The sequence below is a fragment of the Actinocrinis puniceicyclus genome, assembly GCF_018283645.1.
In the GTDB taxonomy this organism is placed as follows: domain Bacteria; phylum Actinomycetota; class Actinomycetes; order Streptomycetales; family Catenulisporaceae; genus Actinocrinis; species Actinocrinis puniceicyclus.
In genome coordinates, this window is the sequence record NZ_JAGSXH010000004.1 from 1 (window position 1) to 24,711 (window position 24,711).

A 24,711-nucleotide genomic window follows, 5' to 3' on the forward strand; every position below is an offset into this window, starting at 1 on the left:
GGCCGGTGGCGGCCGGGTCGGTTCGGGGCAGGCTGGTCACGCCAGTACTCTCAATCACGGCTGACCACTCGGTTGGTCAGGGTTCCGATGTTCTCGATGGTCACGCAGACGCTGTCGCCGATCCGCAGCGGGCCGACGCCGGAGGGCGTACCGGTGAGGATCACGTCGCCGGGCAGCAGGGTCATGGCCTCGCTCACGTGCGCGACCAGCGCGGCCACGTCGTGGATCATCTGCGAGGTGCGTCCGGCCTGCCGCAGTTCGTCGTTGACCGTGCAGGTGACGGCCAGGTCGGCGGGGTCGACCGCGGTGTCGATCCAGGGGCCGAGCGGGCAGAAGGTGTCGAAGCCCTTGGCCCGGCCCCACTGCGATTCGGCGCGTTGCAGGTCGCGCGCGGTCACGTCGTTGGCACACGTGTAGCCGAGCACCACGTCCTTCACACGTTCCCGCGGCACCTGGCGGCACAACCGGCCGATGACCACCGCGAGTTCCGCCTCGTAATGGACCTCCTTGGAGATCTCCGGATAGGCGATCGTCTCGTTCGGGCCGATGACGCTGGTGGAGGGCTTGAGGAAGGTGATGGGCACCTCGGGCACCTCGTGGCCGAGCTCCTTGGCGTGGTCGGCGTAGTTGCGTCCGATCGCCGCGATCTTGCTGGGCAGCACCGGGGCGAGCAGCCGCACCTCCTCCAGCGGCCAGGCCCGGCCGGTGGGCTGGGGCTCGGGCGTGAAGGGGTGTCCGGCCAGCTCGGCGATCACCAGCGCCTGCGGCTGCTCCAGCTCGCCCTCAACCAGCCCGAAGCGCACCGTCCCGGCGTCGGCCGCGGTGTCGGGCACGGAGAATCTCGCGATACGCACGGGTCCGAGCCTACCTGGCGGAGGGTGGAGCGACCGACGGATATACGGGCCCGGCCGGTTTACCTCTGCGCGCGCAGCAGGCCGTAGGTCACGGCGTCGACGATCGCGGTCCAGGAGGCGGCGACGATGTTCTCCTCGACGCCGATCGTGGACCAGTTGTCCTCGCCGTTGCCGGTCTCGATCAGCACGCGGGTGCGCGAGGCGGTGCCGTGGTCTCCTTCGAGTATGCGCACCTTGTAGTCCACCAGTTCCAGGCGCGCCAGGTCGGGGTAGAGCTGGCCGAGGGCCTGGCGCAGCGCGGTGTCGAGGGCGTTGACGGGACCGTTGCCCTCGCCGGTGGCGATGATCCGTTCCCCCTTGGCGTGGATCTTGACCGTGGCCTCGCTCACGTGCCGGCCGTCGGCGGTCTGCTCCACGATCACCCGCCAGGTTTCGACGGTGAAGAACTCGGTGCTCTGCGGGCCTTCGAGCTCGCTGCACAGCAGCAGTTCGAAGGACGCGTCGGCGGCCTCGAAGGAGTGGCCGCGGGATTCCAGCTCCTTGACCCGCTCGGTGATGCGGGCCACCGCGTCGCGGTCCGCGGACAGGTCGTAGCCGAGCTGGCGGCCCTTGAGTTCGATGTTGGAGCGCCCGGCCATCTCGGAGACCAGCACCCGCATGTCGTTGCCCACCACGGCCGGGTCGATGTGCTGGTACAGGTCGGGATCGGCCTTGAGCGCCGAGGCGTGGATGCCGGCCTTGTGCGCGAAGGCGGAGAAGCCGACGTACGGCTGCTTGCTGTACGGAACCACGTTGGTCACCTCCGAGATCGCGTGCGCGATCCGGGTCATCTCGGCCAGCGCCTCGTCCGGGACGACCTTGCGGCCCTTCTTCAGCTGGAGGTTAGCCACCACGGTGAACAGGTTCGCGTTGCCGGTGCGCTCGCCGTAGCCGTTGGCGGCTCCCTGCACGTGCGTCGCGCCGGCGTCGATCGCGGCGAGGGAGTTGGCGACGGCGCAGCCGGAATCGTCGTGGCAGTGGATGCCGACGCGCGCCGAGGTGGTGGCGATCACGTCGGCCACCGCGTCGCCGATCTGGTTCGGCAGCATGCCGCCGTTGGTGTCGCAGAGGGCGACCAGACTCGCCCCCGCCTCGACGGCGGTGCGCACGCATTCGAGTGCGTACTCGCGGTCGAGCAGGTAACCGTCGAAGAAGTGCTCCGCGTCGACGAAGACCCGGCGGCCCTCTGCGACGAGGTGCGTCACGGTGTCCCGCCACATCTCCAGGTTCTCGCGCAGGTCCGTCTTGAGCGCGAGATCGACGTGCCGGGGGTGCGCCTTCGCGACGATTGTCACGATCGGCGCGCCGGATTCGCGCAAGGCGGCCACCAGGGGGTCGTCGGCGGCCTTCACACCGGATCGGCGGGTCATGCCGAAAGCGGCGAGTTGCGCGTGCTTCAGGTCGAGCTCTGTTTGAGCGCGCTTGAAGAATTCGGTGTCCTTGGGGTTCGCCCCGGGCCAACCGCCCTCGATGAATCCGACTGCGAGCCCGTCGAGGTGCCGGGCGATGGCGAGCTTGTCGGCGACGGACGGGCTCAGACCCTCCTGCTGCATGCCATCACGCAGCGTGGTGTCGTAGACGTGGAAGTCGTCGCTCGCCATGGTCGCTCCCTCACTCCTATGGACGAATAACACGGCGCTGGTTCAAAAGCGGTCGCTGGTCACGGCGTCTGTCCAAGCGCGGCGTGTGCTCAAAAGCACGGCGTCCGCCTAAAACAAAAGACCCCTCGCGGTCGCGAGAGGTCTGCGCATCGGCGGCGGGTCGTCGATCATAAGCGGATCGGTCAACCCTGTGCTGATGCGCCGCGGCTAATAATCACCTGCCGGGTCCACACAGTGAGCGAGTCTGCCAGGTTTCGGCGGCGCCAACAAACGGGTCCGCGATGTGGACGGCGATCAGGTGACCGTTACTGCGACCGAGCGATGGCCGGCGGTAGCCGGGATCGATCGTGGTGCCGGAACGTCCGGCGTGCCACCGGGCTATTCGCGCGGCTGGCCGGTTCCATCTGACGGTCCGGTGGGAGCGATCTCCTTGCGGAAGATCACAGCCTGTGCGGCGTAACCCATTCGCCGCTCGTAGAACGACATGGACAGCGGGTTGTCGAGCTCCGTTTCGAGCAACACGACGTGCGCGCCCCGGGAGCGTCCCCAGTCCTCGGCGGCCCGCATCAGCGCAGTACCGCCCCGCCGCGCCTGTGCGTCTCCCTGACGGCGAGTCCGTCCACGTGCAGCCGCCGCCGCGACAAATCCGTCTGAACCTGTCGATCGGCGCGGTCAACCGGTTCTTGCAGCGATACCGCAACACTGCCGATGAGAACCCCGTCCGCTTCGGCGACCAGGACCGTCTTGTCCTCGTCGTCCCGGTAGACGGCGTTCACCTCCTCGAACCATTCGGAAAGACCGTCGAGGCCCGGAACGCGGAACGTTCCCGGGTTGATCGCGGCGAAGTACCGGCCCGCCTCGCGCCATATCTCGGCGCAGTCCGGACCGTCCCCCGCTCTGGTTTCTCGGATCAGGACGTCCGTCACGGTTCCAGGCTGCCGCATGTCGGCGCGCTGTGGCGGGATGCGGCCTTAGCAGTGCAGTGCAGTGCAGTGCAGTGCAGTGCACTACTCGTGACCCGCATCCGGTCGGGCGTGGACCGGGCCGCGAAACGGTCCGGTCCCCGCCCCGGCGTCCTCGCGGCAGCCGGGCGTTCTGCGTGTCAGGCTTCGATCTTGTGCAGCCAGCCGTGCTTGTCCTCGACGGCGCCGCGCTGGATGCCCAGCAGGTGCTCGCGCAGCCGCAGCGTGACCGGGCCGGGGTTGCCGTCGGCGACGGTGAACTCGTCGTTCTTCGACTTCACGCTGCCGATCGGGGTGACCACGGCGGCCGTGCCACAGCCGAAGGCTTCGCTCATCGCGCCCGAGGCCGCGTCCGCCCGCCACTGCTCGACCGTGATGCGGCCCTCGGCGGCGGGGATGCCGAGGTCGGCGGCGGCCTGAAGCAGCGAGTCGCGGGTGATGCCGGGCAGCAGCGAGCCGGACAGCTCCGGAGTGAGCAGGCGCGCCTGGTCACCGGAGCCGTACACGAAGAACACGTTGTTCGAGCCCATCTCCTCCACGTAGCTGCGCTCGACCGCGTCCAGCCAGCAGACCTGGTCGCAGCCCTCTGCCACGGCCTGTGCCTGGGCCACGAACGAGGCGGCGTAGTTGCCGGCGCACTTCGCCTCGCCGGTGCCGCCCGCCGCGGCGCGCGTGAAGTCCTCGCACAGCCACACCTTCACCGGCTTGATCCCGCCGCTGAAGTAGGAACCCGCCGGAGAGGCGATGAGCATGAACAGGTACTCGCCGGCCGGCCGGTTGACCCCGAGCCCGATCTCCGTCGCGAACATGAACGGCCGCAGGTAGAGAGACTTCTCCGGGTCGTCCGGCACCCAGGCGGCGTCCTGCTTCACCAGCGCGTCGATCGCGCCGATGAACAGCTCCTCGGGCAGCTGCGGCATGCCCATGCGGCGGGCCGAGCGGTTCAGCCGCGCGGCGTTGGCCCGCGGGCGGAAGGAGGCGATGCCGCCGTCCTGCTGGCGGTATGCCTTCAAGCCCTCGAAGATCTCCTGGCCGTAGTGCACCGCGGCGGTGGCGGGGTCCACCTCGATCGGACCGTAGGGACGCAGCTGCGCGTCATGCCAGCCGCGGCCCTCGGTGTACTTGACCATGACCATGTGGTCGGTGAAGTGCCGACCGAAGCCCGGATCGGCGAGAATCTCGGCGCGCTGGGCCTGCCCGAGCGGCTCGCTGGTGGGCTTGAGCTCGATGGTGGTCGTCATCGCTGGTTGTCCTCTTCTGGGGCCGGTGCGGTCGGTGCTGACCGTGACGGCCCCCGCCGAGGTCGCAGGAGCGCCGGGACCGTCACACTGACTTTTCTCGCCTAGTGAGACGGTAACCCAATAGGACCGCCGTCTCACCTACCTACGTTTACCGCGGCGGCGATCGCGTCGCCGATCTGCGCGGTGCTGCGCGGCCCGAGAGTGGCACGCTCGGCCAGGTCCGCCTCGGCGGCGGCCTCGATCGCCTCGGCGGCGTGCGCCAATGCGGGATCGAAGCCTCGGGAGGCCAGGTGGCGCAGCAGGAGGGCACCGGAGAGGATCGCGGCAGTGGGGTCTGCCTTTCCGGTGCCGGCGATGTCCGGCGCGGAGCCGTGTACCGGCTCGAACATCGACGGGAAGGCCCCTTCCGGGTTGATGTTCCCGGAGGCGGCCAGGCCGATGCCGCCGGTGACGGCCGCGGCCAGGTCCGTGATGATGTCGCCGAACAGGTTGTCGGTGACGATCACGTCGAAGCGCTCGGGCGCGGTGGCCAGGAAGATGGTGGCCGCGTCCACGTGCAGGTAGTCCGTGGTGACCTGGGGGTACTCGGCGGCGACGGTGTCGAAGATCCGCTTCCACAGGCGGCCGGCGTGCACCAGCACGTTGTTCTTGTGTACCAGCGTCAGCTTCCGGCGGGGCCGGGCGGCGGCGCGCTCGAAGGCGTCGCGCACCACGCGCTCGATGCCGAAGGCGGTGTTGACCGAGACCTCGGTGGCCACCTCGTGCGCGGTGCCGGTGCGCAGCGACCCGCCGTTGCCCGTGTACGGGCCCTCGGTCCCCTCGCGTACGACCACGAAGTCGATGGGCGCCTCGCTGCGCAGCGGGCCGGTCACGCCCGGCAGCAGCTTGGACGGCCGCAGGTTCACGTAGTGGTCGAAGGCGAAGCGCAACCGCAGCAACAGCCCGCGCTCCAGCACCCCGGACGGGACGGTCGGGTCGCCGACCGCGCCGAGCAGGATCGCGTCGTGTCCGCGCAGCCGCACCAACGTCGCGTCGGTCAGCGTCTCGCCGGTGGCGTGCCAGTGCCGGGCGCCCAGGTCGTACTCGGTGGTTTCGAGCTTGACCGCCTCGTGCAGCGCCACGCGCAGTACCTTCAGGGCTTCCGCGGTGACTTCGGGCCCGATGCCGTCGCCGCCGATCACGGCCAGGTCGATCACGCTGCGGGTGGCTGCGGGGGCTGCGGTTTCAGACGACGCTGTGCTGGAGACCATGCGCCGAGCCTAACGCGCGTCTCGCGGCTCAAACACCCGCTGTCCGCGATATGGAACGCGTCACCTCGCGCCGATCACGCCGGGCCGCGGCGCGCGCCGCCGACGTGGAAGACGTCGCAGGGCTCGTGTCCGCCGCCGCCGCGCGCGGCTCGTCGTCGCGCCAGTCGTAGGCGTCCTGGAGGGCCCGGCGCGCCTGGGCGCGTGCGTCGTGCTCGTCAGCGGGAGTCTCCTGGGTCCGCGGGCGCTGGGGGGCGCGGGCGCGAAAACCGTCCTCGTACTCGTACATCGTGTTCCGTCCCTGGCCGGAGGTGAGTGCTGCCGGAGGTCGCGTTGCCTGCCGTCGCTGCGGGTACGGACACGCCTGGCTTGTGGCCGAAGACGCGGTCCTGCCGGATCCGGTGCGGCCGCGGGGGTGTCGCGGTCGATACTCGGAAGTCCTAGCAATTCACGGTACCGGCCCGGGACGCGCTTGTCTCGCCTATTACTCGGACATCCTACTATCTGAGACGGGAACAGACCGTACCGCGCCGGATACTGTGCGCTGAGCTGCTCATGTCCCACGAGCGCCGGAACCGGGCGAATCAAGTCCCCACCGACACCGCGGCCCCCGCCCTCTTTCAGGGCGGGGGCCGCGGTGATGTTCTGGCAGCGGTGTTCGTTACGGCGGTGTCCTGACAGCGCCGGACGCGCCGTGCGCTACGGCAGCGACACCGCGCGGCCCCAGGAAGCGCCGACGGCGTCGGAGATCTCGGCCAGCACCTCGGCCGGGATCTCGGAATCCACCGCCAGCGCCATCAGCGTCTCGCCGCCCTTGGCCGAACGGGAGACCTGCATGCCGGCGATGTTGATGCCGCACTCGCCCAGCAGCCCGCCGACCAGGCCGACCACGCCCGGGCGGTCGACGTAGCGGAAGAACGCGGAGTGCTCGGAGACCGCCAGGTCCACGGTGAAGCCGTTGATGTCGACGATCTTCTCGACGTGCTTGGGCCCGGACAGCGTGCCGGACACCGAGACCACCTCGCCGCTGGCCAGAGTGCCGCGCACGGTCACCACGTTGCGGTAGTCCGGGGACTCGGAAGTCGTGGTCAGCCGCACTTCGAGGCCGCGCTCCTGCGCCAGCAGCGGGGCGTTCACGTAGGAGACCGAACCCTCGACGACATCGGCGAAGACGCCCTTGAGCGCGGAGAGCTCCAGCACCTTCACGTCGTGCTGGGTGATCTCCCCGGCCACGACCACGTCCAGCTGCTGCGCGCCGCCGCCGGCCAGGCCGGTGAACAGCCGGCCGAGCTTCTCGGCCAGCGGAAGACCGGGGCGCACGTCCTCGGCGATGGTGCCGCCCTGCACGTTGACCGCGTCCGGAACCAGCTCGCCGGCCAGCGCCTGACGCACCGAGCGGGCCACCGCGATGCCCGCCTTCTCCTGGGCCTCCTCGGTGGACGCGCCCAGGTGCGGGGTCACCACGACCGAGTCGAACTCGAACAGCGGCGAGTCGGTGCACGGCTCCTTGGCGTAGACGTCGATCCCGGCGCCGGCGACCCGGCCCTCCTTGATCGCCGCTGCCAGCGCGGCCTCGTCCACCAGGCCGCCGCGGGCCACGTTGACGATCCGTACGGTCGGCTTGACCTTGCGCAGCGCCTCCTCGCCGATCAGGCCGATCGTCTCGGGGGTCTTGGGCATGTGCACGGTGATGAAGTCGGAGGCGGCCAGCAACTCGTCCAGGGTGACCAGCTGCGCGCCGATCTGCGCGGCCTTGCCGGCCTGCACGTACGGGTCGAAGGCCAGCAGCTTCACCCCGAACGGCAGCAGCCGCGCGGCCACCAGCGCACCGATCCGGCCCAGGCCCACGATGCCGACGGTCTTGCCGTCCAGCTCGATGCCCGTGTACTTCGAGCGAGCCCACTTGCCGCCCTTGAGCGCGGCGTTGGCGCTCGCCACGTTGCGCGCGCTGGCCAGGATCAGGGCGACGGTCAGCTCGGCGGCCGAGGTGATGTTGGAGGTGGGCGCGTTGACGACCATGGCCCCGGCCTTGGTGGCGGCGGGGATGTCCACGTTGTCCAGGCCGACCCCGGCACGGGCGATCACGCGCAGCCGGGTGGCCGCGGCGACGGCCTCGGCGTCGACCTGGGTGGCGGAACGCACCAGGATCGCGTCCACGTCGGTGATCGCGGACAGCAGTTGGGCACGGTCGGCCCCGTCGCAATAGCGCACGTCGAAGTCGGGGCCGAGGGCGTCGACGGTGGCAGGGCTGAGTTCTTCGGCGATGAGAACCACGGGCTTGGGCACGAGTGGATTCCTCCGGTCGTCCGTCGCAGCGAGTAACGGAATGGCGCCCGGGTCCACCACGCTGTGGTCCTGGCAGGATGAAGAGGTCGGAGCACGATCACGTTAACAGCGTGTGTCCGTGTTAACGCCAGGTGTCGTACAGCCGCTCACGGGCCATGTTACAGATTCGGCGGCGAGAATCGAGGGCCCGCGACGTGCGCAGATCCACCGCGTCGAGATCGCGCGTACTCCTTCGCCCGGCCCGCCGTCAGTGGCCTGACAGCGGGACGGGCGTCGGAGCGCGCGGCGATCAGGCTTGAGGCCGCGCAGGCGCAGGGGTCACGCCTCCGCGTCCACCCAGGACATCAGCTTGCGCAGACGCTTGCCGACCTGCTCGACCGGGTGGTTCGTGGTGGCGTCGTAGTACTTCTTGTACTCCTTGAGCCCGCCGTCGTACTCGGCGATCCACTGCTCGGTGAACTGGCCGGACTGGATCTCGGCGAGCACCTTCCTCATCTCCGCGCGGGTCGCCTCGGTGATGATGCGCGGGCCGGTCTTGTAGCCGCCCCACTCCGCGGTCTCGGAGACGGACCAGTTCATCTTGGTCAGGCCGCCCTCGTAGATCAGGTCCACGATCAGCTTCAGCTCGTGCAGGCACTCGAAGTAGGCGATCTCCGGCTCGTAGCCGGCCTCGGTCAGCGTCTCGAACCCGGCCTTGATCAGCTCCTCGACGCCGCCGCAGAGCACCACCTGCTCGCCGAACAGGTCGGTCTCGGTCTCGTCCTTGAACGTGGTCTTGATGACCCCGGCGCGGGTGCCGCCGATGCCCTTCGCGTACGACAGGGCCAGCTCCAGCGCCTTGCCGGAGGCGTCCTGCTCGACCGCGACCAGGCACGGCACGCCGAAGCCGTCGTTGAACTGGCGGCGTACCAGGTGACCCGGGCCCTTGGGCGCGACCATCGCCACGTCCACGTTCGCCGGCGGCTCGATCAGGCCGTAGCGGATGTTCAGGCCGTGCCCGAAGAAGATCGCGTCGCCGTCGGCCAGGTTCGGCAGCACCGCCTCCTGGTACACCGAACGCTGCACCGGGTCGGGCACCAGGATCATGATCACGTCGGCCTCTTCGCACGCCTCGTACGGCGTGAGGACCCGCAGCCCCTCCTCCTGCGCCTTGGCCCGCGACTTCGAGCTCTCCGGCAGGCCGACCCGCACGTCGACCCCGGAGTCGCGCAGCGAGAGCGCGTGGGCGTGGCCCTGCGAACCGTAGCCGAGGACGGCGACGTGCCGGTTCTGGATCACCGAGAGATCGGCGTCGTCCTCGTAGTACATCTCAACTGCCATGTTGACTATCCGCGTCTTTCTTTAGGCTGCGCGCTCGACGGAGCGCAGGGTGCGGTCGGTGATGGATCGTGGGCCGCGGCCGATGGCGACCATGCCGGACTGGACCAGTTCCTTGATGCCGAAGGGTTCCAGCACCCGGAGCATCGCATCCAGTTTGGCCGAGTCCCCGGTACTCTCGACGACCAGGGAGTCCACCGAGACGTCCACGATCCGGGCGCCGAAGGGCTCGACGGTGGCCAGCACCTGGTGCCGCTCGGCGGCATCGGCGCGGACCTTGACCAGGATCAGCTCGCGGTGCACCGAAGCGGCCGGTTCCAGCTCCACGATCTTGAGCACGTTGACCAGCTTGTTCAGCTGCTTGGTCACCTGCTCCAGCGGGTGGTCCTCCACGTTGACCACCAGGGTGATCCGGGAGATCTCGGCGTACTCGGTCGGCCCGACGGCGAGCGACTCGATGTTGAAGCCGCGCCGGGAGAACAGTGCGGCCACTCGGGCGAGCACGCCCGGCTTGTTCTCGACCAGCACCGAGAGGGTGTGCGTCTGGCCGTGGCTCTGCGCGCCGTGTGCCGCGTGACTCTGAATGCTCATCGCTTCCGCTCCTCGCCGTGCCCGCCGTGCCCGCCGTGCCTATTCATCGTCGCCTCCGTCGAAGACGGGCCGCATTCCGCGCGCCGCCAGGATCTCGTCGTTGGAGACACCGGCCGGCACCATCGGCCAGACCATCGCGTCCTGGTGCACCACGAAGTCCACCACGACCGGCGCGTCGTTGATCGCCATCGCCTTCTCGATCGTCGCATCGACCTGGTCCGGCGACTCGCAGCGCAGGCCGACGCATCCGTACGCCTCGGCCAGCTTGACGAAGTCCGGCACCCGCCGCGGCACCGCCGCACCGCCCGCCGCGGACACCCCGGGCCCGGCGTCCAGGGTCGTGTTCGAGTAGCGCTGGTTGTAGAAGAGTGTCTGCCACTGGCGGACCATGCCCAGCGTCCCGTTGTTGATCACCGCGACCTTGATCGGGATGTCGTTGATCGCGCAGGTGGCCAGCTCCTGGTTGGTCATCTGGAAGCAGCCGTCGCCGTCGATGGCCCAGACCGTGGCGTCCGGACGACCGGCCTTCGCGCCCATGGCGGCCGGCAGCGCGTAGCCCATCGTGCCCGCGCCCCCGGAGTTGAGGAACGTGCCGGGGTTCTCGTAGTTGATGAACTGCGCGGCCCACATCTGGTGCTGGCCGACGCCCGCGGTGTAGATCGCCTCGGGTCCGGCGATCCTGCCGATCCGCTCGATGACGTACTGCGGGGCCAGGCTGCCCTTCACCGTCTCGTAGCCGAGCGGGTACTTGGTGCGCCAGGCGTCCAGCATCGACCACCAGGCCGCGTAGTCGCCGGCCCGGCCGGCGGCGTGCTCGGCGCGCACCGCGGTGGCCAGGTCCGTTATCACCTCGCCGCAGTCGCCCACGATCGGCACGTCGGCGACCCGGTTCTTCGAGATCTCCGCCGGGTCGATGTCGGCGTGCACGACCTTGGCGTCGGGGGCGAAAGAGGAGAGCTTGCCGGTGACGCGGTCGTCGAACCGGGCACCGAGCGCGATGATCAGGTCGGACTTCTGCAGCGCGGTGACCGCGGCGACGGTGCCGTGCATGCCCGGCATGCCCAGGTGCAGCGCGTGGCTGTCCGGGAACGCGCCGCGCGCCATCAGGGTCGTGACGACCGGGGCGCCGGTCAGCTCCGCCAGCACACGCAGTTGCGCGGTGGCACGGGCCTTGAGCACGCCACCGCCGACATAAAGCACCGGGCGGCGCGATTCCACGATCATCCGCGCCGCCTCGCGGATCTGCTTGGCGTGCGGCTTGGACACCGGGCGGTAGCCGGGCAGGTCCATCTCGACCGGCCAGCGGAACGTCGTGGTGGCCTGCATCGCGTCCTTGGCGATGTCGACCAGGACCGGGCCGGGCCGGCCGGTGGCCGCGATGTGGAACGCCTCGGCGATCGTGCGGGCGATGTCCTGCGGCCGGGTCACCAGGAAGTTGTGCTTGGTGATCGGCATCGTGATGCCGCAGATGTCCGCTTCCTGGAAACCGTCCGTGCCGATGAGGCTGCTGGAGACCTGGCCGGTGATCGCGACGATCGGGACCGAGTCCATGTGCGCGTCGGCGATCGGGGTGACCAGGTTGGTCGCGCCGGGGCCCGAGGTGGCCATGCAGACACCGACCCGGCCGGTGGCCTGGGCGTAGCCGGTGGCGGCGTGTCCCGCGCCCTGCTCGTGCCGCACCAGGATGTGCCGCAGCCGCGCGGAGTCGAGCAGCGGGTCATAGGCGGGAAGGATCGCTCCGCCGGGGTAGCCGAAGATGGTGTCGACGCCCGATTCCTCGAGGGCGCGGATGAGAGCCTGCGCTCCGGTCATCGGGACGCCGGGGGTCGCGGCGCGCTGCGAGCCGTGGCTGTGTGGCTGGGAACCCGGGGCCGCCGCCCTGGCCTGCTCGGTCATGATCTGGACTTCTCTCGCTCGGTCCGGGCCGCCGCCCGGGACGCGTCACTTTGGCCAACAAAAAATCCCCCGGCCCGTGAGGGCAACCGAGGGATGCGCGCTGGCTTGGAGCCTGGAAGGCTTCAGCCGGCGCGCTGGCCGAGTACGAGCTCGCGTAGGTGGAAGACGATCCGCATGGGCAAGACACTCTCGCGCCGGTACCTGCCGCGTCAAGCCGGGCCGCGACCTGTCTCGGAATCCGGACATGACGATCTCAGAGAATGTTTGCTCCCCGCGCCCGTGCTCGCCCGTCCAACACCGCATCCGCCGGCACCGCATCCGCCGATTCCGCATCCGCCGGCACCGCGCTTCGTCGCAGCGCCGCGATCCCGGGACCGGCTGGGACTGCGCAGGGAGCCTCGGGCTTTGGAGCCTCCGGCCGGCAGATCACCACCCGGCCCTTGCCCGCTGCCTTCGCCTGGTACATCGCCAAATCCGCCTCGCGCATCAGTTCCGCCGCGGTCACCCCGGGCCGCCAGAACGCCACACCGATCGAAGCGCCGATCACGAACCGCGCTCCGAACAGCGCATACGGCTGCGTCAGCGCTTCACACAGCCGCCCGGCAACATCGCGCGCCGCGCGTCCGTCCGGATCGCATTTCACCAGTGCGGCGAACTCGTCGCCGCCGAACCGCGCGACCGTGTCGCCGGCTCGTACCGAGCCGCGCAGCCTGGCGGCCGCCTCGGTCAGCAGCGCGTCCCCGGCCGCGTGCCCGCCCACGTCGTTGACCTGCTTGAACCGGTCCAGGTCGAGGAAGAGCACCGCGATCGGCCGGGCCGAAGCAGACTTCTGAGCCAGCGCCTGTTCGAGCCGGTCCGCGAAAAGGGCCCGGTTCGGTAGGCCGGTGAGCGCATCGTGATATGCGTTGTACGCCAGCTGCCGTTGCAACGCCACCCGGTCGCTCACGTCGCGGCAGGTGAGCACCAGTCCGCCGCGGTGCCGGGTGAGCGTGCACTCGGCGTGCCGCCACGATCCGGCCGGGCCGCCGGCCGGGCGAGACGCGGCTGCCCTGATCCGCCATTCGACCGCGGCCGATACCGCCGAGCCGGCGAGGAAGCCGCGCACGGCACGCGCCACCGCCTGCTCGTCGTCCGGGTGCACGAGCCGATAGAGCGAGGTGTCCGCCAGCGCCTCGGGTTCGTACCCGAACATGTGAAGCGAAGCCGGGGAGACGTAACCGACCCGGCCACCGGGATCGAGGGTCATGATGACGTCGCCGGAACCCTGCACGAGAGAGCGGAAGTGATCCTCCCGCGCAGTGAGCTCCCTGGTAAGCCTGCGGTCGTCCCGCAGCGTCACGGCCTGGCGAGCGACCAGCGCGGCGAGCCCGGTCACGCCGGCGGCCGGCAGCGCGGGGCGCTCCCGGTGGTCGGCGATCAGCGCGTCTGCCATGATCCCCGCCAGGCAGATCAGCCCCGCGAGATAGGGGGCAAGCAGCCCGAGCGACCCCAGCACCCGGAGCACCCGGCGCACCCGGCGCACCCGCGGAACAAGAGCGGCGCGCACCCGCTGCCCGGCCAGGATGCGCTCGGGCACGCGCAGCCGCCTGTTCAGCCACGGCGCCGCCGCGAGCAGCAGATGACCGAGGAACCAGCCGGAGTCCGACAGCCGCCCGGTGCCTTGCCCGGCGCGCACGGGCGGTACGGTCCAGATCGCGTCGGAGACGGCGATCACCGCGTACCCGGCCACCATCGTCGCCATCGACGGCCCGCCGCCGCGCCCGCCCTGGACCCGGAGCGCGAGCATCAAGCCGACCAGGAGGAGAGCGGAAACCGGGTAGGCGAGGCAGTTCGCGACGGCGAGGTCCGAGCCGCTGCCGCTGCCGCTTCCGGAGCCGGCGTCCTGCGCGAGCGCGACCGTCCAGCCGCCGACGAACAGCGCCGCGACGAGCATCACACCATCGAGCAGTAGCTTGAGCCGGCCGATCCGTCGCTGCGACCCGCGCTGGTGCACCAGCGCGCCGGTGATTGCGAACGGCGCGAAGCACGGCAACAGCCAGTCCGCGGGCGACGGCGAGGACGGCGGGGGCCGCGATGCGACCTCGTACCAGCCGCACACGCCGCTGCCGAGCCCTGACACCAGCGCGGAGGCGGCGAACAGCGACCAGGACGCGCGCTTCCGCCCGCGCGCGGTCACGGCCCGCCCGGCGCAGGAGACGGCCGCGAGCGCGGCGGCCGCAGACGGGCCGAACTGCGCCGTCAGATCGGCGCATGTGTGGGTGCTGCGCTCCCCCGGACTCGGCGGCGAGCCCCAGTGCACGCCGCAACCCGCCGTGTACCCGCAGGCCAGTACGGCGACTGCGGTGAGCACGGCACTCGGCAGCGCGTTGCGGCCCTTCGGCCAGCGGTGCGCGCGCCCCGCCCGGCGGTTCTGGATGGCGGCCATCGTCCCGGTTCTGATTCGTACGCTTCGGCCCGTGTGCGGGCCGGCTCTCGAACGTTTCGCATCGACGGGCCATTACTTTACGACACTGCACGTTCGCTCTCGGTAGCGACCCGGGCGGATACAAGGGGCCTTTCTCACGACGGCGGTCCGCACCCGCCCTCGCGGCCGCGGTGACCACGCATGGCAAAGTCCTGCCGCGCCGCTCAGCGGTGTTCCCGCCTTGATCACACCCTGATCACCGCTTGATGCGAGCCTTGATCCGATCGTTGCTCAATCCGTGTGCTCTGCGCTGCCGCACGGGTGTATGAATATCTGGCTATCGAGCGGGGCGCTCGCGAAACTCGAGAAAATTCAGGGGAGGGGCGGGGTGGACGATTCTTCGATCACGCCTTCGGGCAGTACGGATCCAGCTCGTGCCGCAACGGCGGGAAGTACCGACCCGGCCGGGCCGTCGCCGTCATTCGGTCAGGAGCCGACGATGACTTGGGGCGGTGAGGGTGGGGCGAGCCCGGGTACCGCGGCCGGCTCTCCGACAGCATCCGTGGTATCCGCATGGGGCGGCGGATTCATCGGCCAAGGCGCCCTCATGGCGCCGCCGGATCCGCCGGCCTCCCCGCCGGCGGCCAAACGGCGTAGCAGGACACTAATTGCCACCGTCGTCGGCGCGTCGTACCTGGTGCTCGCCGCCGGTACCGCGGCCGCCGTGGTGGCCGTCGCGTCGCCCGCGCCGGTCGACGTCACGGCGTTGGCCTCGGGCTCGGCCGCCGCGACCGCAAGCGGCGCGGGAGGTCGTTCCGCCGGCGCGAGCGCCACGGCATCCGCCTCCGCGTCGCCCTCCCCGTCGCCGTCGCCGAGCCCGAGATCCACGGTGGTCGGCTCGGTGCACAACGGCGTACACTCCGGCGATCTGCGCTACTTCCTGCTGCCGCCGCCGAATTCACCCAGCTCGATCCAGGGCGATCCCGACGGCACCGCGGAAACCCTCAGCGACGTGCTGAAGGGGTACGGCGGCTCGTCCGACGTGAAGTCCTACCTCCAGCAGGCCGGTTTCAAGCGCGGCGCGACCCGTACCTACCAGGACAGCAAGCTCGGCGCCAATGTGAGCATCGAGTTGCTCCAGTTCGATTCCAGCGACGGAGCCGACAGCTGGCTTCAGGGCTTTTATCTCAGCGGCAGCGGCTGGACCTCGTTCTCCGTCCCCGGTGAGGGCGGCGCCAAGGCGCGGGAGAAGAAGTCCGACGGAGCCGACAGCCTGATCGGCGTGTACGCACAGGGCGACACCTTTTATCAGATCACGGTCTTCGGTACGCAGGCCCTTCCGCACGGCGACCTGTCGGATCTGATGATCGCAGAGCACGGAAGGCTGGCCCATGGCTGAGCACACGCAGTGGGAGGCCGAGAGCGCGTCCGATGCGCAAGCCGCGCCGGACGCCGCCTCCGCGCCGATGCCGATGCCGATGTCAGAGCCCGAGCCCGTGCCGATGTCAGAGCCCGAGCCCGAGCCCGAGCCGATCTCGGCGCCCGGCGAAGCCGCCGCGGGCAGGAAGCGGACCGTCAAGACCAGGACACTTTTCACCGGGGCGGTCGTGCTCGGCCTGGTTGGCGGCGCATCGGCCGGATACACCGTGCAGGCGCTGCGCACACCCACCCCCCTGCCGCCGCTGAGCGTCGCGCAGCCGCTTTACCCGCTCAGCCCGATCTACGACGGCGTCCGGACCGCGGGGCTGCCCACGTCGCAGGACGACGCGACGGTCGTCGACGGCGATCTGACCAAGCTCCTGCTGCCGACGCCCGCCGGCGCGACGGCCACCATCGACCACACGTGGATGGATCTGCTCGGCGAGGCCGACACGTGCGACGACACCGCGTCCTGCTTCGACACCGATCTGCACGACGGCGTCGCGCGCATCGCGGACACCGCCTGGATGCGCGGCGACGGCCTGTTCGAGGAGATCCGGATCCTGCAGTACCTGCCGGGTCATTCGAGTTACGCCGACCACGGGCTCAACGATCTGCTGGCCGGTGGCGGCGCGAAGCTGAGCATGCCGGACGGCATCGCCGCGGCCGGGAAGGAGACCTTCGACTCACACCACGAATACGACGACCATGCGGTCTCGGTGCACGGCGACCTGGCCGTCTACTTCTGGGTCACCTCAGCCACCCACGTACCCGATCCGTCCATCATCAATGATCTGATCAAGCGGCAGATGGTGAGGCTGTGATGGAGGTCGAGAACCAGACCGAGACCGGGTTCCAGGCCGCCGAGGCGACCGCGGACACCGGCACACCACCGTTCACCGGCGCCGCACCGCGCTCAGTAGCGCGCGGCAGGGCGCTGATAGCGGCCGGAGCCGTGCTGTCCATCGCCGTCGGCGCGGCGGCCGGCACGGTCGTCGTGCGGCAGCGCGAGGACAGCAACAAGCGCGCGATCGCCGCGGCTCAGGCCGCGGCGGCCGCCAGGCCCGCGCCGCTGACCGGCGGCGTGCGATCCGACGGCTCACACTACGGCTCGCTTTTCGCTTACCTGCTGCCGCTTCCGGACGGCTACACGCCGGGGCCCTACGACGCCGACTACGGCGACAACGGCTACGTCCCTGCCGCGCAGATCACCAGCCAGTTGGAGGACCTGCTCTCCGGCATCCCGAAGTCCGACCTCTCCAATGCCAAGGGCGCGCTGGCCAACACGCACCTGAAGGGCGTCGCGGTGCGCACGATGGAGAGTTCGGCGTCGACCGCCGACCTTGTCGTCTCGATCGAACTGCTCCAGTTCGACGTGAAGGACGCCAAGAACGCGGCCACGAGCTTCACCAGCCTCGTCTCGGACCTCAACGTCTTCCGCACCGGCCCCACGGTGCCCGGATACGCGCAGGCCAAGTGCGTGCTACCGCCAGGGCTCGGCAGCGACAAGCTCGACGAGATGCTGTGCGTCGCCTCGAGCGGGGACGTCGAGATCATGGTCGACGCCCAGGGAAGCGCGCCGCTCGACCAGAACAAGGTCGCCACGCTGGTCGCGCGGCAGCTCGACCAGCTCAAGACCGCGCAGAGCATTGATGAGTGAGGCCGCGATGACGACTGACGCAGGACTTCCCGAAGGGGCCGCCGCCGCGGTCGACCCGGCCGCCGAGTCGGCGAAGGCGCCCGAAACCGGTTGGGCCGCACCGAGCGCCGACCAACCGCCGCCCGCGCTGCCGCCCGCACTGCCGGTCCAGCCGATCGAACCGATCGATCCGGCCGCGCTCGAAGCCGCGCGGTTGCAGCGCGAGCAGGACGCGGCACGCCGAGCCCGCCGCCGTCGCAATGCCCTGCGCTGGGTGGGCGCGGTCGCCGTGACGATGGCGGTCGGTGGCGGCACCGCGTTCGCGCTCACGCTTCCGCAGCGCACGGACATGCCCGGGCTGGCCACGGCGCCGGACGGCCGTTACGCCTTCCCGGCGCTCACCCTGCCGACGCTCCCGGCCGGCCAGCCCGCGCCGAGCGCGTCGGCGAATTCGATGGCGCAGCAGCATCTCGCCGACATCAGGCGACTGCTGCTGCCGCGACCGACCGGTGCCGGCGCCCAGGGCGTCAAGTCCGCGGTGGACGGCTGGCTCGCCGATCCCTCGCCGCTGTTCGTCGCGCAGGACAGCAAGTCGATCTTCGCGGAGTTCGGGCTGCGGCACACCGCCGCGGAGAGCTGGAAGACGCCCGACGGCGCGACGACGACGGTCTACCTGCTCCAGTTCACCGACGCCTTGGCGTCGAGTGCGGCGCTGACCAAGCTGAGCAACGACGACTCGACGGTCGATATGACCCCCTCGCTCTCGGCGGCGCTGACGGGCGTGCCGAGCAACGCCCCGTCGCACGAGATCAACCCTTACGGCGGGGTGGACGGGGATTACACGCCCGTCAGCTCCGGCGGCGAACTCACCAGATACGGCACGTTCCGCTCTGGCGACATCATCGCCGTGGTGATCGAGTCGGGCCCGGCGAAGCTGTCGTTCGCCGCGTTCCAGCAGGTGATGACGCTGCAGGCGGAGCTGCTCCAATAGTGCGGCCGACGCCGGCGGCGCGGGGTCCGGCACCGACTCCCTGATCGGTGCCGGACCCCGCCGACGGCCGTTCGGCGGTTCGGCTGCTTTTACGACAGTCGGCCGAGCACCAGTTCGCGTACCCGCGCGGCGTCCGCCTGGCCGCGCGTGGACTTCATGACCGCGCCGATGATCACACCGACCGCCGCGTGGTTGCCGGCGCGGATCTTCTCCGCGACCGCGGCATTGGCCGCGATCGCCGCGTCGATCGCGGCCAGCAGCGCCGAGTCGTCCGAGACCACCTTCAGGCCGCGCGCCGCGACCACCGCGTCCGGGTCGCCCTCGCCCGCGAGTACGCCCTCGACGACCTGCCGCGCCAGCTTGTCGGTCAGCTCACCGCCCTGGATCAGCCCCACCACCCGGGCCACCTGCGCCGGGGTGATCGGCAGTTCGCCGACGTCCACGCCGCGCTCGTTGGCGACCCGGGCCAGCTCGCCGGTCCACCATTTGCGCGCCTGGTCGCTGGGGGCGCCCGCGTCGATGGTGGCCACGATCTGCTCCAGCGCCCCGGCGTTGACGACCGTCTGCATGTCGAACTCGGAGATGCCCCACTCGGCCGCCAGCCGGCGCCGGTGCACGGTCGGCGACTGCGGCAGCGTGCCGCGCAACTGCTCGACCCACTCGCGCGAGGGGGCCACCGGAACCAGGTCGGGCTCGGGGAAGTAACGGTAGTCCTCCGCCTCCTCCTTCACCCGGCCCGAGGTGGTCGTGCCCTCGTTTTCGTGGAAATGCCGGGTCTCCTGCACGATTCTTCCGCCGGAGGCGAGCACCGCCGCGTGCCGCTGGATCTCGTACCTGGTCGCCCGCTCCACCGAACGCAGCGAGTTGACGTTCTTGGTCTCGGAGCGGGTGCCGAACTTCGTCTCGCCCTTCGGCCGCAGCGACAGGTTCACGTCGCAGCGCATCTGGCCGCGCTCCATCCGCGCCTCGGAGACACCCAGCGCCCTGATCAGCTCGCGCAACTCGGTGACGTACGCGCGCGCGACGGCCGGAGCCAGGTGCCCCGGCACCTCGATCGGCTTGGTCACGATCTCGATCAGCGGGATGCCGGCCCGGTTGTAGTCCACCAGCGAGTAGTCCGCGCCGTGGATCCGGCCGGTCGCTCCGCCCACGTGCGTGGACTTGCCGGTGTCCTCCTCCATGTGCGCGCGCTCGATCCCGATGCGGAAGCTGCGCCCGTCGACCTCGACGTCCAGATACCCGTTGTACGAGATCGGCTCGTCGTACTGGGAGGTCTGGAAGTTCTTCGGCATGTCCGGGTAGAAGTAGTTCTTGCGCGCGAACCGGCACCACTGCGCGATCTCGCAGTGCAGCGCCAGGCCGATGCGGATCGCGCCCTCGACCGCGGCGCCGTTGACCACGGGCAGCGATCCCGGCAACCCGAGGCAGGTCGGGCACACCTGCGTGTTCGGCGCGGCGCCGAACTCGGTCGGACAGGAACAGAACATCTTCGTGTTCGTACCCAGCTCGACGTGGACCTCCAGGCCCATCACCGGGTCGTACCGCTCCAGTGCCTCGTCGAACCCGAGGAGCTCTTGAGTCTTCGCGATGCTCATGGGAAGTGCAGCTCCTTCAATGCGGTCGTGAGGTAATCGTCGAAGGACTCGAAGCCGGCGGTCACGAAGCCGGCGGTCACGGTGCGGTGGAACACGGTGCGGTGGAACACGGTGCTCGCGGCCGTCACTTGCCCGCGCCCGAGGCGGCCGGGAGCATCAGCGGCTCGGCCGCGGGCGCCGCGGCCACCTGCTTGGCCTCGCGGACGGTGCGCGCCGCGACAAGCAAGGTCACCACCAGCATCGCGGCGTTCAGCACCGCGTGCACCAGCGCGAGCCGGTCGCTCTTCTGCCGGGCGGCGCGCAGCGAGCGGACCGCGGACAGGGCGCCCGCGACCTGCGAACCGAAGAAGAAGGCACGGCCGATCTTGCTCTTGGGTACCTTCACGATCGGCTTTTCCTTGGTTTCCTTGCCCTTGTCTGCGTTCACAGCGCCGGGACCTCCTCCAGGATCGGGTGCCCCCACCGGTCTTCGAGTGCCGCCTCCAGCGCGGCGCCGACCCGGTAGAGCCGGTCGTCCTGGAGCGCGGGCGCCAAGATCTGGAAACCCACCGGCAGGCCGTCCTCGGGCGCCAGGCCGCAGGGCACGGACATGCCCGCGTTGCCCGCCAGGTTGGTCGGGATCGTGCACAGGTCGGCCAAGTACATCGACACCGGGTCGTCCACGCGCTCGCCGATCTTGAACGCGGTCGTCGGGGTGGTCGGCGAGACCAGCACGTCGACGCGCTCGAACGCCTTCTCGAAGTCCCGGATGATCAGGGTCCGCACCTTCTGCGCCTGTCCGTAGTACGCGTCGTAGTAACCGGAGGACAGCGCGTACGTACCGAGCATGATGCGGCGCTTGACCTCCGGTCCGAAGCCGGCTTCACGGGTCAGCGCGGTGACTTCCTCGGCGCTGTGCACGCCGTCGTCGCCGACGCGCAGCCCGTAGCGCATCGCGTCGAACCGGGCCAGGTTCGAAGAGCACTCACTCGGCGCGATCAGATAGTAGGCGGGCAGCGCGTGGTCGAAGGACGGCGCGTCGATCTCCACCACCTCGGCGCCGAGGCCGGCCAGCAGTTCCACGGACTCGTGGAAGCGCTGGCGCACGCCGGGGGCATAGCCCTCGCCGTCGAACTGCTTCACCACGCCGATCCGCAGGCCCCGCACGCCCTCGTCGGCGCCCCGCCTCGCCGCCGCGACCACCGGTGGGACCGGCATGTCGATCGAGGTCGAGTCGAGCGGGTCGTGCCCCGCGATGATCTCGTGCAGCAGCGCGGCGTCCAGCACCGTGCGCGCGCACGGCCCGCCCTGGTCGAGGCTGGAGGAGAAGGCCACCAGCCCGTAGCGGGACACCGAGCCGTAGGTGGGCTTGACCCCGACGGTGCCGGTGACGGCGGCGGGCTGGCGGATCGAGCCGCCGGTGTCGGAGCCGATCGCCAGCGGCGCCTCGAACGCGACCAGGCTCGCCGCCGAGCCGCCGCCGGAACCACCCGGGACGCGCTCGAGGTCCCACGGGTTGCGGGTCGGGCCGTAGGCGGAGTTCTCCGTGGAGGAGCCCATCGCGAACTCGTCCATGTTGGTCTTGCCGATGATCACCACGTCGGCTTCCCGCAGCCTGCGGGCCACGGTGGCGTCGTACGGCGGCAGCCAGCCTTCGAGGATCCTCGATCCACAGGTGGTGGGGACGCCGCGGGTCGTGAACACGTCCTTGAGCGCGAGCGGCACACCGGCCAGCGGGCCGAGCCTTTCCCCCTTGGCGCGCTTGGCGTCCACGGCCGCCGCGGCGGCAAGCGCGCCCTGTGCGTCCACGTGCAGGAAGGCTTTCACCTTGTCGTCCACCTTGGCGATCCGGTCCAGGTGCGCCTGGGTGACCTCGACGGCGGACAACTCGCCGGAGGCTATCGCGGCGGCCAGATCGGCGGCGGTGCGGCGGATGGCGTCGGAACCTGATGCGTACATGGACAACCTCAGTCCTCCCCGAGGATGCGCGGGACCCGGAAGCGCTCGTCTTCGGCCGCGGGCGCCTGGGCCAGCACCTCGGCGCGGTCGAGGACCGGCGTGCCGGCAGGCCGCACGATGTCCGCGCGGAAGACGTTGGTCAGTGGTTGCGGATGCGAGGTCGGCGGGACGTGCTCGGTCGGCAGCTCGCCGACCCGGGCCACCGCGCTGACGATCGCGTCGAGCTGGCCGGCGAAGTGGTCGAGTTCGGCGTCACTGAGCTCCAGGCGGGAGAGCTTGGCGAGGTGTGCCACCTCCTCGCGGGTGATCGAGGGCATCGGGGCCGAACCTTCCTACGGAGATCGACAGACAGGGATTACACCGCGTGTAGCGTAGAGCGTCTGGCTGCAATCCTAGTCGCGCCGCCCCTCGCAACCCGCCGCATTTCACCGCCCTGTGGATAACCGAGCGCCCGGCCTCCCACTCAGCGCACGAGGTAGGACTCGCGCTCGGGCCCGGCGGAACGGCCGTTGAGCCAGCGGGTGGCCTCGGGCGCGGGCAGCGCCTTCGCCAGCAGCCAGCCCTGCGCGGCGTCGCAGCCGAGCGCGGCGAGACGGTCCCAGGTGACGTCGTCCTCGACCCCCTCGGCGACCACGTGCAGGCCGAGCGAGTGGGCGAGGTCCACGGTCGAACGCACGATCGCCGCGTCCTCGGGGTCGTGCGCCAGCCGGGCGACGAAGGACTTGTCGATCTTGATCTCGTTGACCGGGATCTTGCGCAACAACACCAGCGAGGAGTAGCCGGTGCCGAAGTCGTCGAGAGAAAGGCGCACGCCCAGCGCCTCAAGGCCGCCGAGCGTGGCGGCCGCGCGCTGCGGGTCCTCCAGCAGCACCCGCTCGGTGATCTCCAGCTGCAGCGCCGTCGGCGGGACACCGTACTTGAGCAGCCCGGCCTGGATCGCCGGGACGAACCCGGGCCAGTGGATGTCGCGCATCGAGACGTTGACCGCTACCGGTACCGCCAGACCCGAGCGCCACCAGCGTGCGACCTGAGCGAGCGCCTGGTCGACCACGTACGCGGTCAGTTTCGGCATCAGCCCGGTCTGTTCGGCCAGCTCGACGAACTCCTCCGGATTCACCGCCCCGCGGGTGGCGTGCTGCCAGCGCACCAGGCCCTCGAACCCGACCACCTGCCCGGTCGCGAACGCCACCTTCGGCTGGTAGTGCAGTTGCACCTCCCCGGCCTCCAGTGCCCGGCGCAGGTCTCCGAGCAGGGCGAGCCGGTCGGGGGTGTTCAAATCCCGGCCGGCCTCGTAGCAGGCGACGACCGAACGGGACTTCTTCGCCAGGTACATCGCCACGTCGGCGCGCTGCAGCAGCTGCTCGAACTCCTCGGCGTGGTCGGGATAGAGCGCTACACCGACCGACGCCTCAAGGTCGAGCGTTATCCCGTGCAGCGGGAAGGGGTCCTGGAAGATCTCGGCCAGGCGGTGCGCCGCCTCGACCGCCGCCAGCTCGTCGGGCACGTTCGGCAGCAGCACCGCGAACTCGTCTCCGCCCAGCCGGGCGACCGTCTCCCCGGCCCCGACCGCGCAGCCGAGCCGCTCGGCGACGACGCGCAGCAGCTCATCACCGGTCAGGTGGCCGAGAGTGTCGTTGACCTCCTTGAAGCGGTCCAGGTCGAGCAGCAGCAGTGCCACGTGCCGCCCGGTGCGCGCGGCCTCCGCGAGCGCCTGCTCGCCGTGTTCACGCAGCATCTTGCGGTTGGGCAGCTCGGTCAGCTCGTCGTGACTGGACTCCCAGTCGCGTTCGCGGCCGACCTCGGCGTTGCCGTGCACGATCAGCAGCACGGGAACGAAGAACGGCAGCAGGCCCGGGTCGCTCAGCGCCACCGACGCGACCAGCGGCGCGAGCGCCACCATCGCGCCGGTCGCCTTGACCTGGTGCACGGCCTCACGCCGGATCAGGTCGGGCAGCGGCACGCCACTGGACAGGCTGAGCGCCGCCCAGACGAACAGGTGGTTGGCCGTCGCGTACACGATCCCCGCGGCCAGCAGCGCGAGCGAGCGGTGCCAGCCGAGCGCGTCGCCGATCTGCAGCGGATGCTGGAAGAAGAGCCCGAACACCAGGCCGCCGAGCGCGAGAGAGACCGCGTACTGGGTCACGTTGAAGGTGGTGCGCCACCAGCTGTGCCGGTTGACCACAGCGCACACCACCACCGCGGCGCCCTGCGCGAGCGCGGCGGCGTGCCAGCCGCACAGGCTCAGCAGCGCCAGCGAGAACGCGACCGCGGTGGTCGAGCCGTCGTGCTCGTGCCGGGCCAGCACCGGCCGCAGCTCGCCGACGACGACCAGCAGGCCGAGCAGCCAGGCCGCGCCGGAGCCGCGCAGGTGCCCGCTGTTCAGGTCCTGGATCACCCGGGCCGCCGCGTAGCCGATCACGCAGGCGCCGGCGACGTTGGTCAGCAGCAGATAGGCGCGGAACGCGAGCGGGCGCGCGACAGCGTCAGTACGGTGCACCGCCTGCGCCATCCGCCCTCGCCCTGGTCTCTCGCGCGTCCCGGCCGACGCCGCGCGGCCGGCATGGAAGGCGCGGCCGCGGTCTCGGTGCGCTGCGCCCGGATCCGACCGACCCAGATTATTCGCAAGGCTCGTACTCCCGCGAGGGCTGGCGGCAGATCGTGACTCAAACAAGCCTGATTGAAAATGGCAGG

20 protein-coding genes and 1 pseudogene are annotated in these 24,711 nt (G+C 70.4%); 4 read left to right on the forward strand and 17 right to left on the reverse strand.

What is annotated here, in order from left to right; all coding sequences use genetic code 11:
* Positions 1-50: 50 nt before the first annotated feature.
* From KGA66_RS01895 to KGA66_RS01950, 11 genes and pseudogenes are all read right to left on the reverse strand, one after another.
* Complete coding sequence (locus KGA66_RS01895; protein ID WP_211463786.1) at positions 51-854, reverse strand: fumarylacetoacetate hydrolase family protein; 804 nt, start codon at positions 852-854, stop codon at positions 51-53.
* 59 nt (positions 855-913) lie between these two features.
* Complete coding sequence (gene cimA / locus KGA66_RS01900; RefSeq protein WP_211463788.1) at positions 914-2,494, reverse strand: citramalate synthase; 1,581 nt, start codon at positions 2,492-2,494, stop codon at positions 914-916.
* A 378-nt stretch (positions 2,495-2,872) separates the two neighbouring features.
* Positions 2,873-3,438, reverse strand: a pseudogene (locus tag KGA66_RS31930) (GNAT family N-acetyltransferase).
* 158 nt (positions 3,439-3,596) lie between these two features.
* The gene (locus KGA66_RS01915; protein WP_211463793.1) at positions 3,597-4,697 is read right to left on the reverse strand and encodes a branched-chain amino acid aminotransferase; all 1,101 of its coding nucleotides are present in this window, start codon (positions 4,695-4,697) and stop codon (positions 3,597-3,599) included.
* 134 nt (positions 4,698-4,831) lie between these two features.
* Complete coding sequence (locus tag KGA66_RS01920; protein ID WP_211463802.1) at positions 4,832-5,947, reverse strand: 3-isopropylmalate dehydrogenase; 1,116 nt, start codon at positions 5,945-5,947, stop codon at positions 4,832-4,834.
* A gap of 28 nt (positions 5,948-5,975) precedes the next feature.
* Positions 5,976-6,233, reverse strand: a complete 258-nt coding sequence (locus tag KGA66_RS01925) for a hypothetical protein (RefSeq protein WP_211463804.1) — start codon at positions 6,231-6,233, stop codon at positions 5,976-5,978.
* 410 nt (positions 6,234-6,643) lie between these two features.
* Positions 6,644-8,230 (reverse strand): phosphoglycerate dehydrogenase, encoded by a 1,587-nt coding sequence (serA, locus tag KGA66_RS01930; protein ID WP_211463806.1) that lies wholly within the window; start codon positions 8,228-8,230, stop codon positions 6,644-6,646.
* Positions 8,231-8,548: 318 nt separating this feature from the next.
* Positions 8,549-9,550 carry a ketol-acid reductoisomerase gene (ilvC, locus tag KGA66_RS01935; RefSeq protein WP_211463808.1) on the reverse strand — a complete coding sequence of 334 codons (1,002 nt, stop codon included), beginning with the start codon at positions 9,548-9,550 and terminating at the stop codon, positions 8,549-8,551.
* 21 nt (positions 9,551-9,571) lie between these two features.
* On the reverse strand, positions 9,572-10,138 hold the full coding sequence (ilvN, locus tag KGA66_RS01940) for an acetolactate synthase small subunit (protein WP_211463810.1): 567 nt from the start codon (positions 10,136-10,138) through the stop codon (positions 9,572-9,574).
* Between the two features lie 39 nt (positions 10,139-10,177).
* Positions 10,178-12,034: an acetolactate synthase large subunit gene (locus tag KGA66_RS01945; RefSeq protein ID WP_211463812.1), complete on the reverse strand. Its 1,857-nt coding sequence runs from the start codon at positions 12,032-12,034 to the stop codon at positions 10,178-10,180.
* 253 nt (positions 12,035-12,287) lie between these two features.
* The gene (locus KGA66_RS01950; RefSeq protein ID WP_211463814.1) at positions 12,288-14,459 is read right to left on the reverse strand and encodes a sensor domain-containing diguanylate cyclase; all 2,172 of its coding nucleotides are present in this window, start codon (positions 14,457-14,459) and stop codon (positions 12,288-12,290) included.
* A gap of 586 nt (positions 14,460-15,045) precedes the next feature.
* On the opposite strand from KGA66_RS01950, the gene KGA66_RS01955 reads away from it, so the two are divergent.
* The 4 genes from KGA66_RS01955 to KGA66_RS01970 are packed head-to-tail and all read left to right on the forward strand — an operon-like array spanning position 15,046 to position 18,487.
* Positions 15,046-15,837, forward strand: a complete 792-nt coding sequence (locus KGA66_RS01955) for a hypothetical protein (protein WP_211463816.1) — start codon at positions 15,046-15,048, stop codon at positions 15,835-15,837.
* Entirely contained in the window at positions 15,830-16,681 is an 852-nt protein-coding gene (locus tag KGA66_RS01960; RefSeq protein ID WP_211463818.1) for a hypothetical protein, read from the forward strand. The genes KGA66_RS01955 and KGA66_RS01960 overlap by 8 nt, the downstream gene beginning before the upstream one ends.
* Positions 16,678-17,517, forward strand: a complete 840-nt coding sequence (locus tag KGA66_RS01965; protein ID WP_211463820.1) for a hypothetical protein — start codon at positions 16,678-16,680, stop codon at positions 17,515-17,517. The genes KGA66_RS01960 and KGA66_RS01965 overlap by 4 nt, the downstream gene beginning before the upstream one ends.
* 7 nt (positions 17,518-17,524) lie before the next feature.
* Positions 17,525-18,487, forward strand: coding sequence for a hypothetical protein (locus KGA66_RS01970; protein WP_211463822.1), 963 nt, complete (start codon positions 17,525-17,527; stop codon positions 18,485-18,487).
* A gap of 89 nt (positions 18,488-18,576) precedes the next feature.
* Here KGA66_RS01970 and gatB read toward each other — a convergent pair whose 3' ends face one another.
* The 6 genes from gatB to KGA66_RS01995 form a co-directional block, all read right to left on the reverse strand.
* A complete protein-coding gene (gene gatB, locus KGA66_RS01975; protein WP_211463824.1) occupies positions 18,577-20,082 on the reverse strand; it encodes an Asp-tRNA(Asn)/Glu-tRNA(Gln) amidotransferase subunit GatB in 1,506 nt (501 codons plus the stop codon).
* Positions 20,079-20,210 (reverse strand): hypothetical protein, encoded by a 132-nt coding sequence (locus KGA66_RS30770; RefSeq protein WP_281416331.1) that lies wholly within the window; start codon positions 20,208-20,210, stop codon positions 20,079-20,081. The genes gatB and KGA66_RS30770 overlap by 4 nt, the downstream gene beginning before the upstream one ends.
* Positions 20,207-20,509: a hypothetical protein gene (locus KGA66_RS01980; RefSeq protein ID WP_211463826.1), complete on the reverse strand. Its 303-nt coding sequence runs from the start codon at positions 20,507-20,509 to the stop codon at positions 20,207-20,209. Before KGA66_RS01980 ends, KGA66_RS30770 begins: the two co-directional genes overlap by 4 nt.
* Entirely contained in the window at positions 20,506-22,020 is a 1,515-nt protein-coding gene (gene gatA / locus KGA66_RS01985; RefSeq protein ID WP_211463828.1) for an Asp-tRNA(Asn)/Glu-tRNA(Gln) amidotransferase subunit GatA, read from the reverse strand. The genes KGA66_RS01980 and gatA overlap by 4 nt, the downstream gene beginning before the upstream one ends.
* Before the next feature lie 8 nt (positions 22,021-22,028).
* Positions 22,029-22,337, reverse strand: coding sequence for an Asp-tRNA(Asn)/Glu-tRNA(Gln) amidotransferase subunit GatC (gene gatC / locus KGA66_RS01990; protein WP_211463830.1), 309 nt, complete (start codon positions 22,335-22,337; stop codon positions 22,029-22,031).
* A gap of 146 nt (positions 22,338-22,483) precedes the next feature.
* Positions 22,484-24,529, reverse strand: a complete 2,046-nt coding sequence (locus KGA66_RS01995) for a putative bifunctional diguanylate cyclase/phosphodiesterase (RefSeq protein WP_211463833.1) — start codon at positions 24,527-24,529, stop codon at positions 22,484-22,486.
* Positions 24,530-24,711 lie beyond the last annotated feature (182 nt).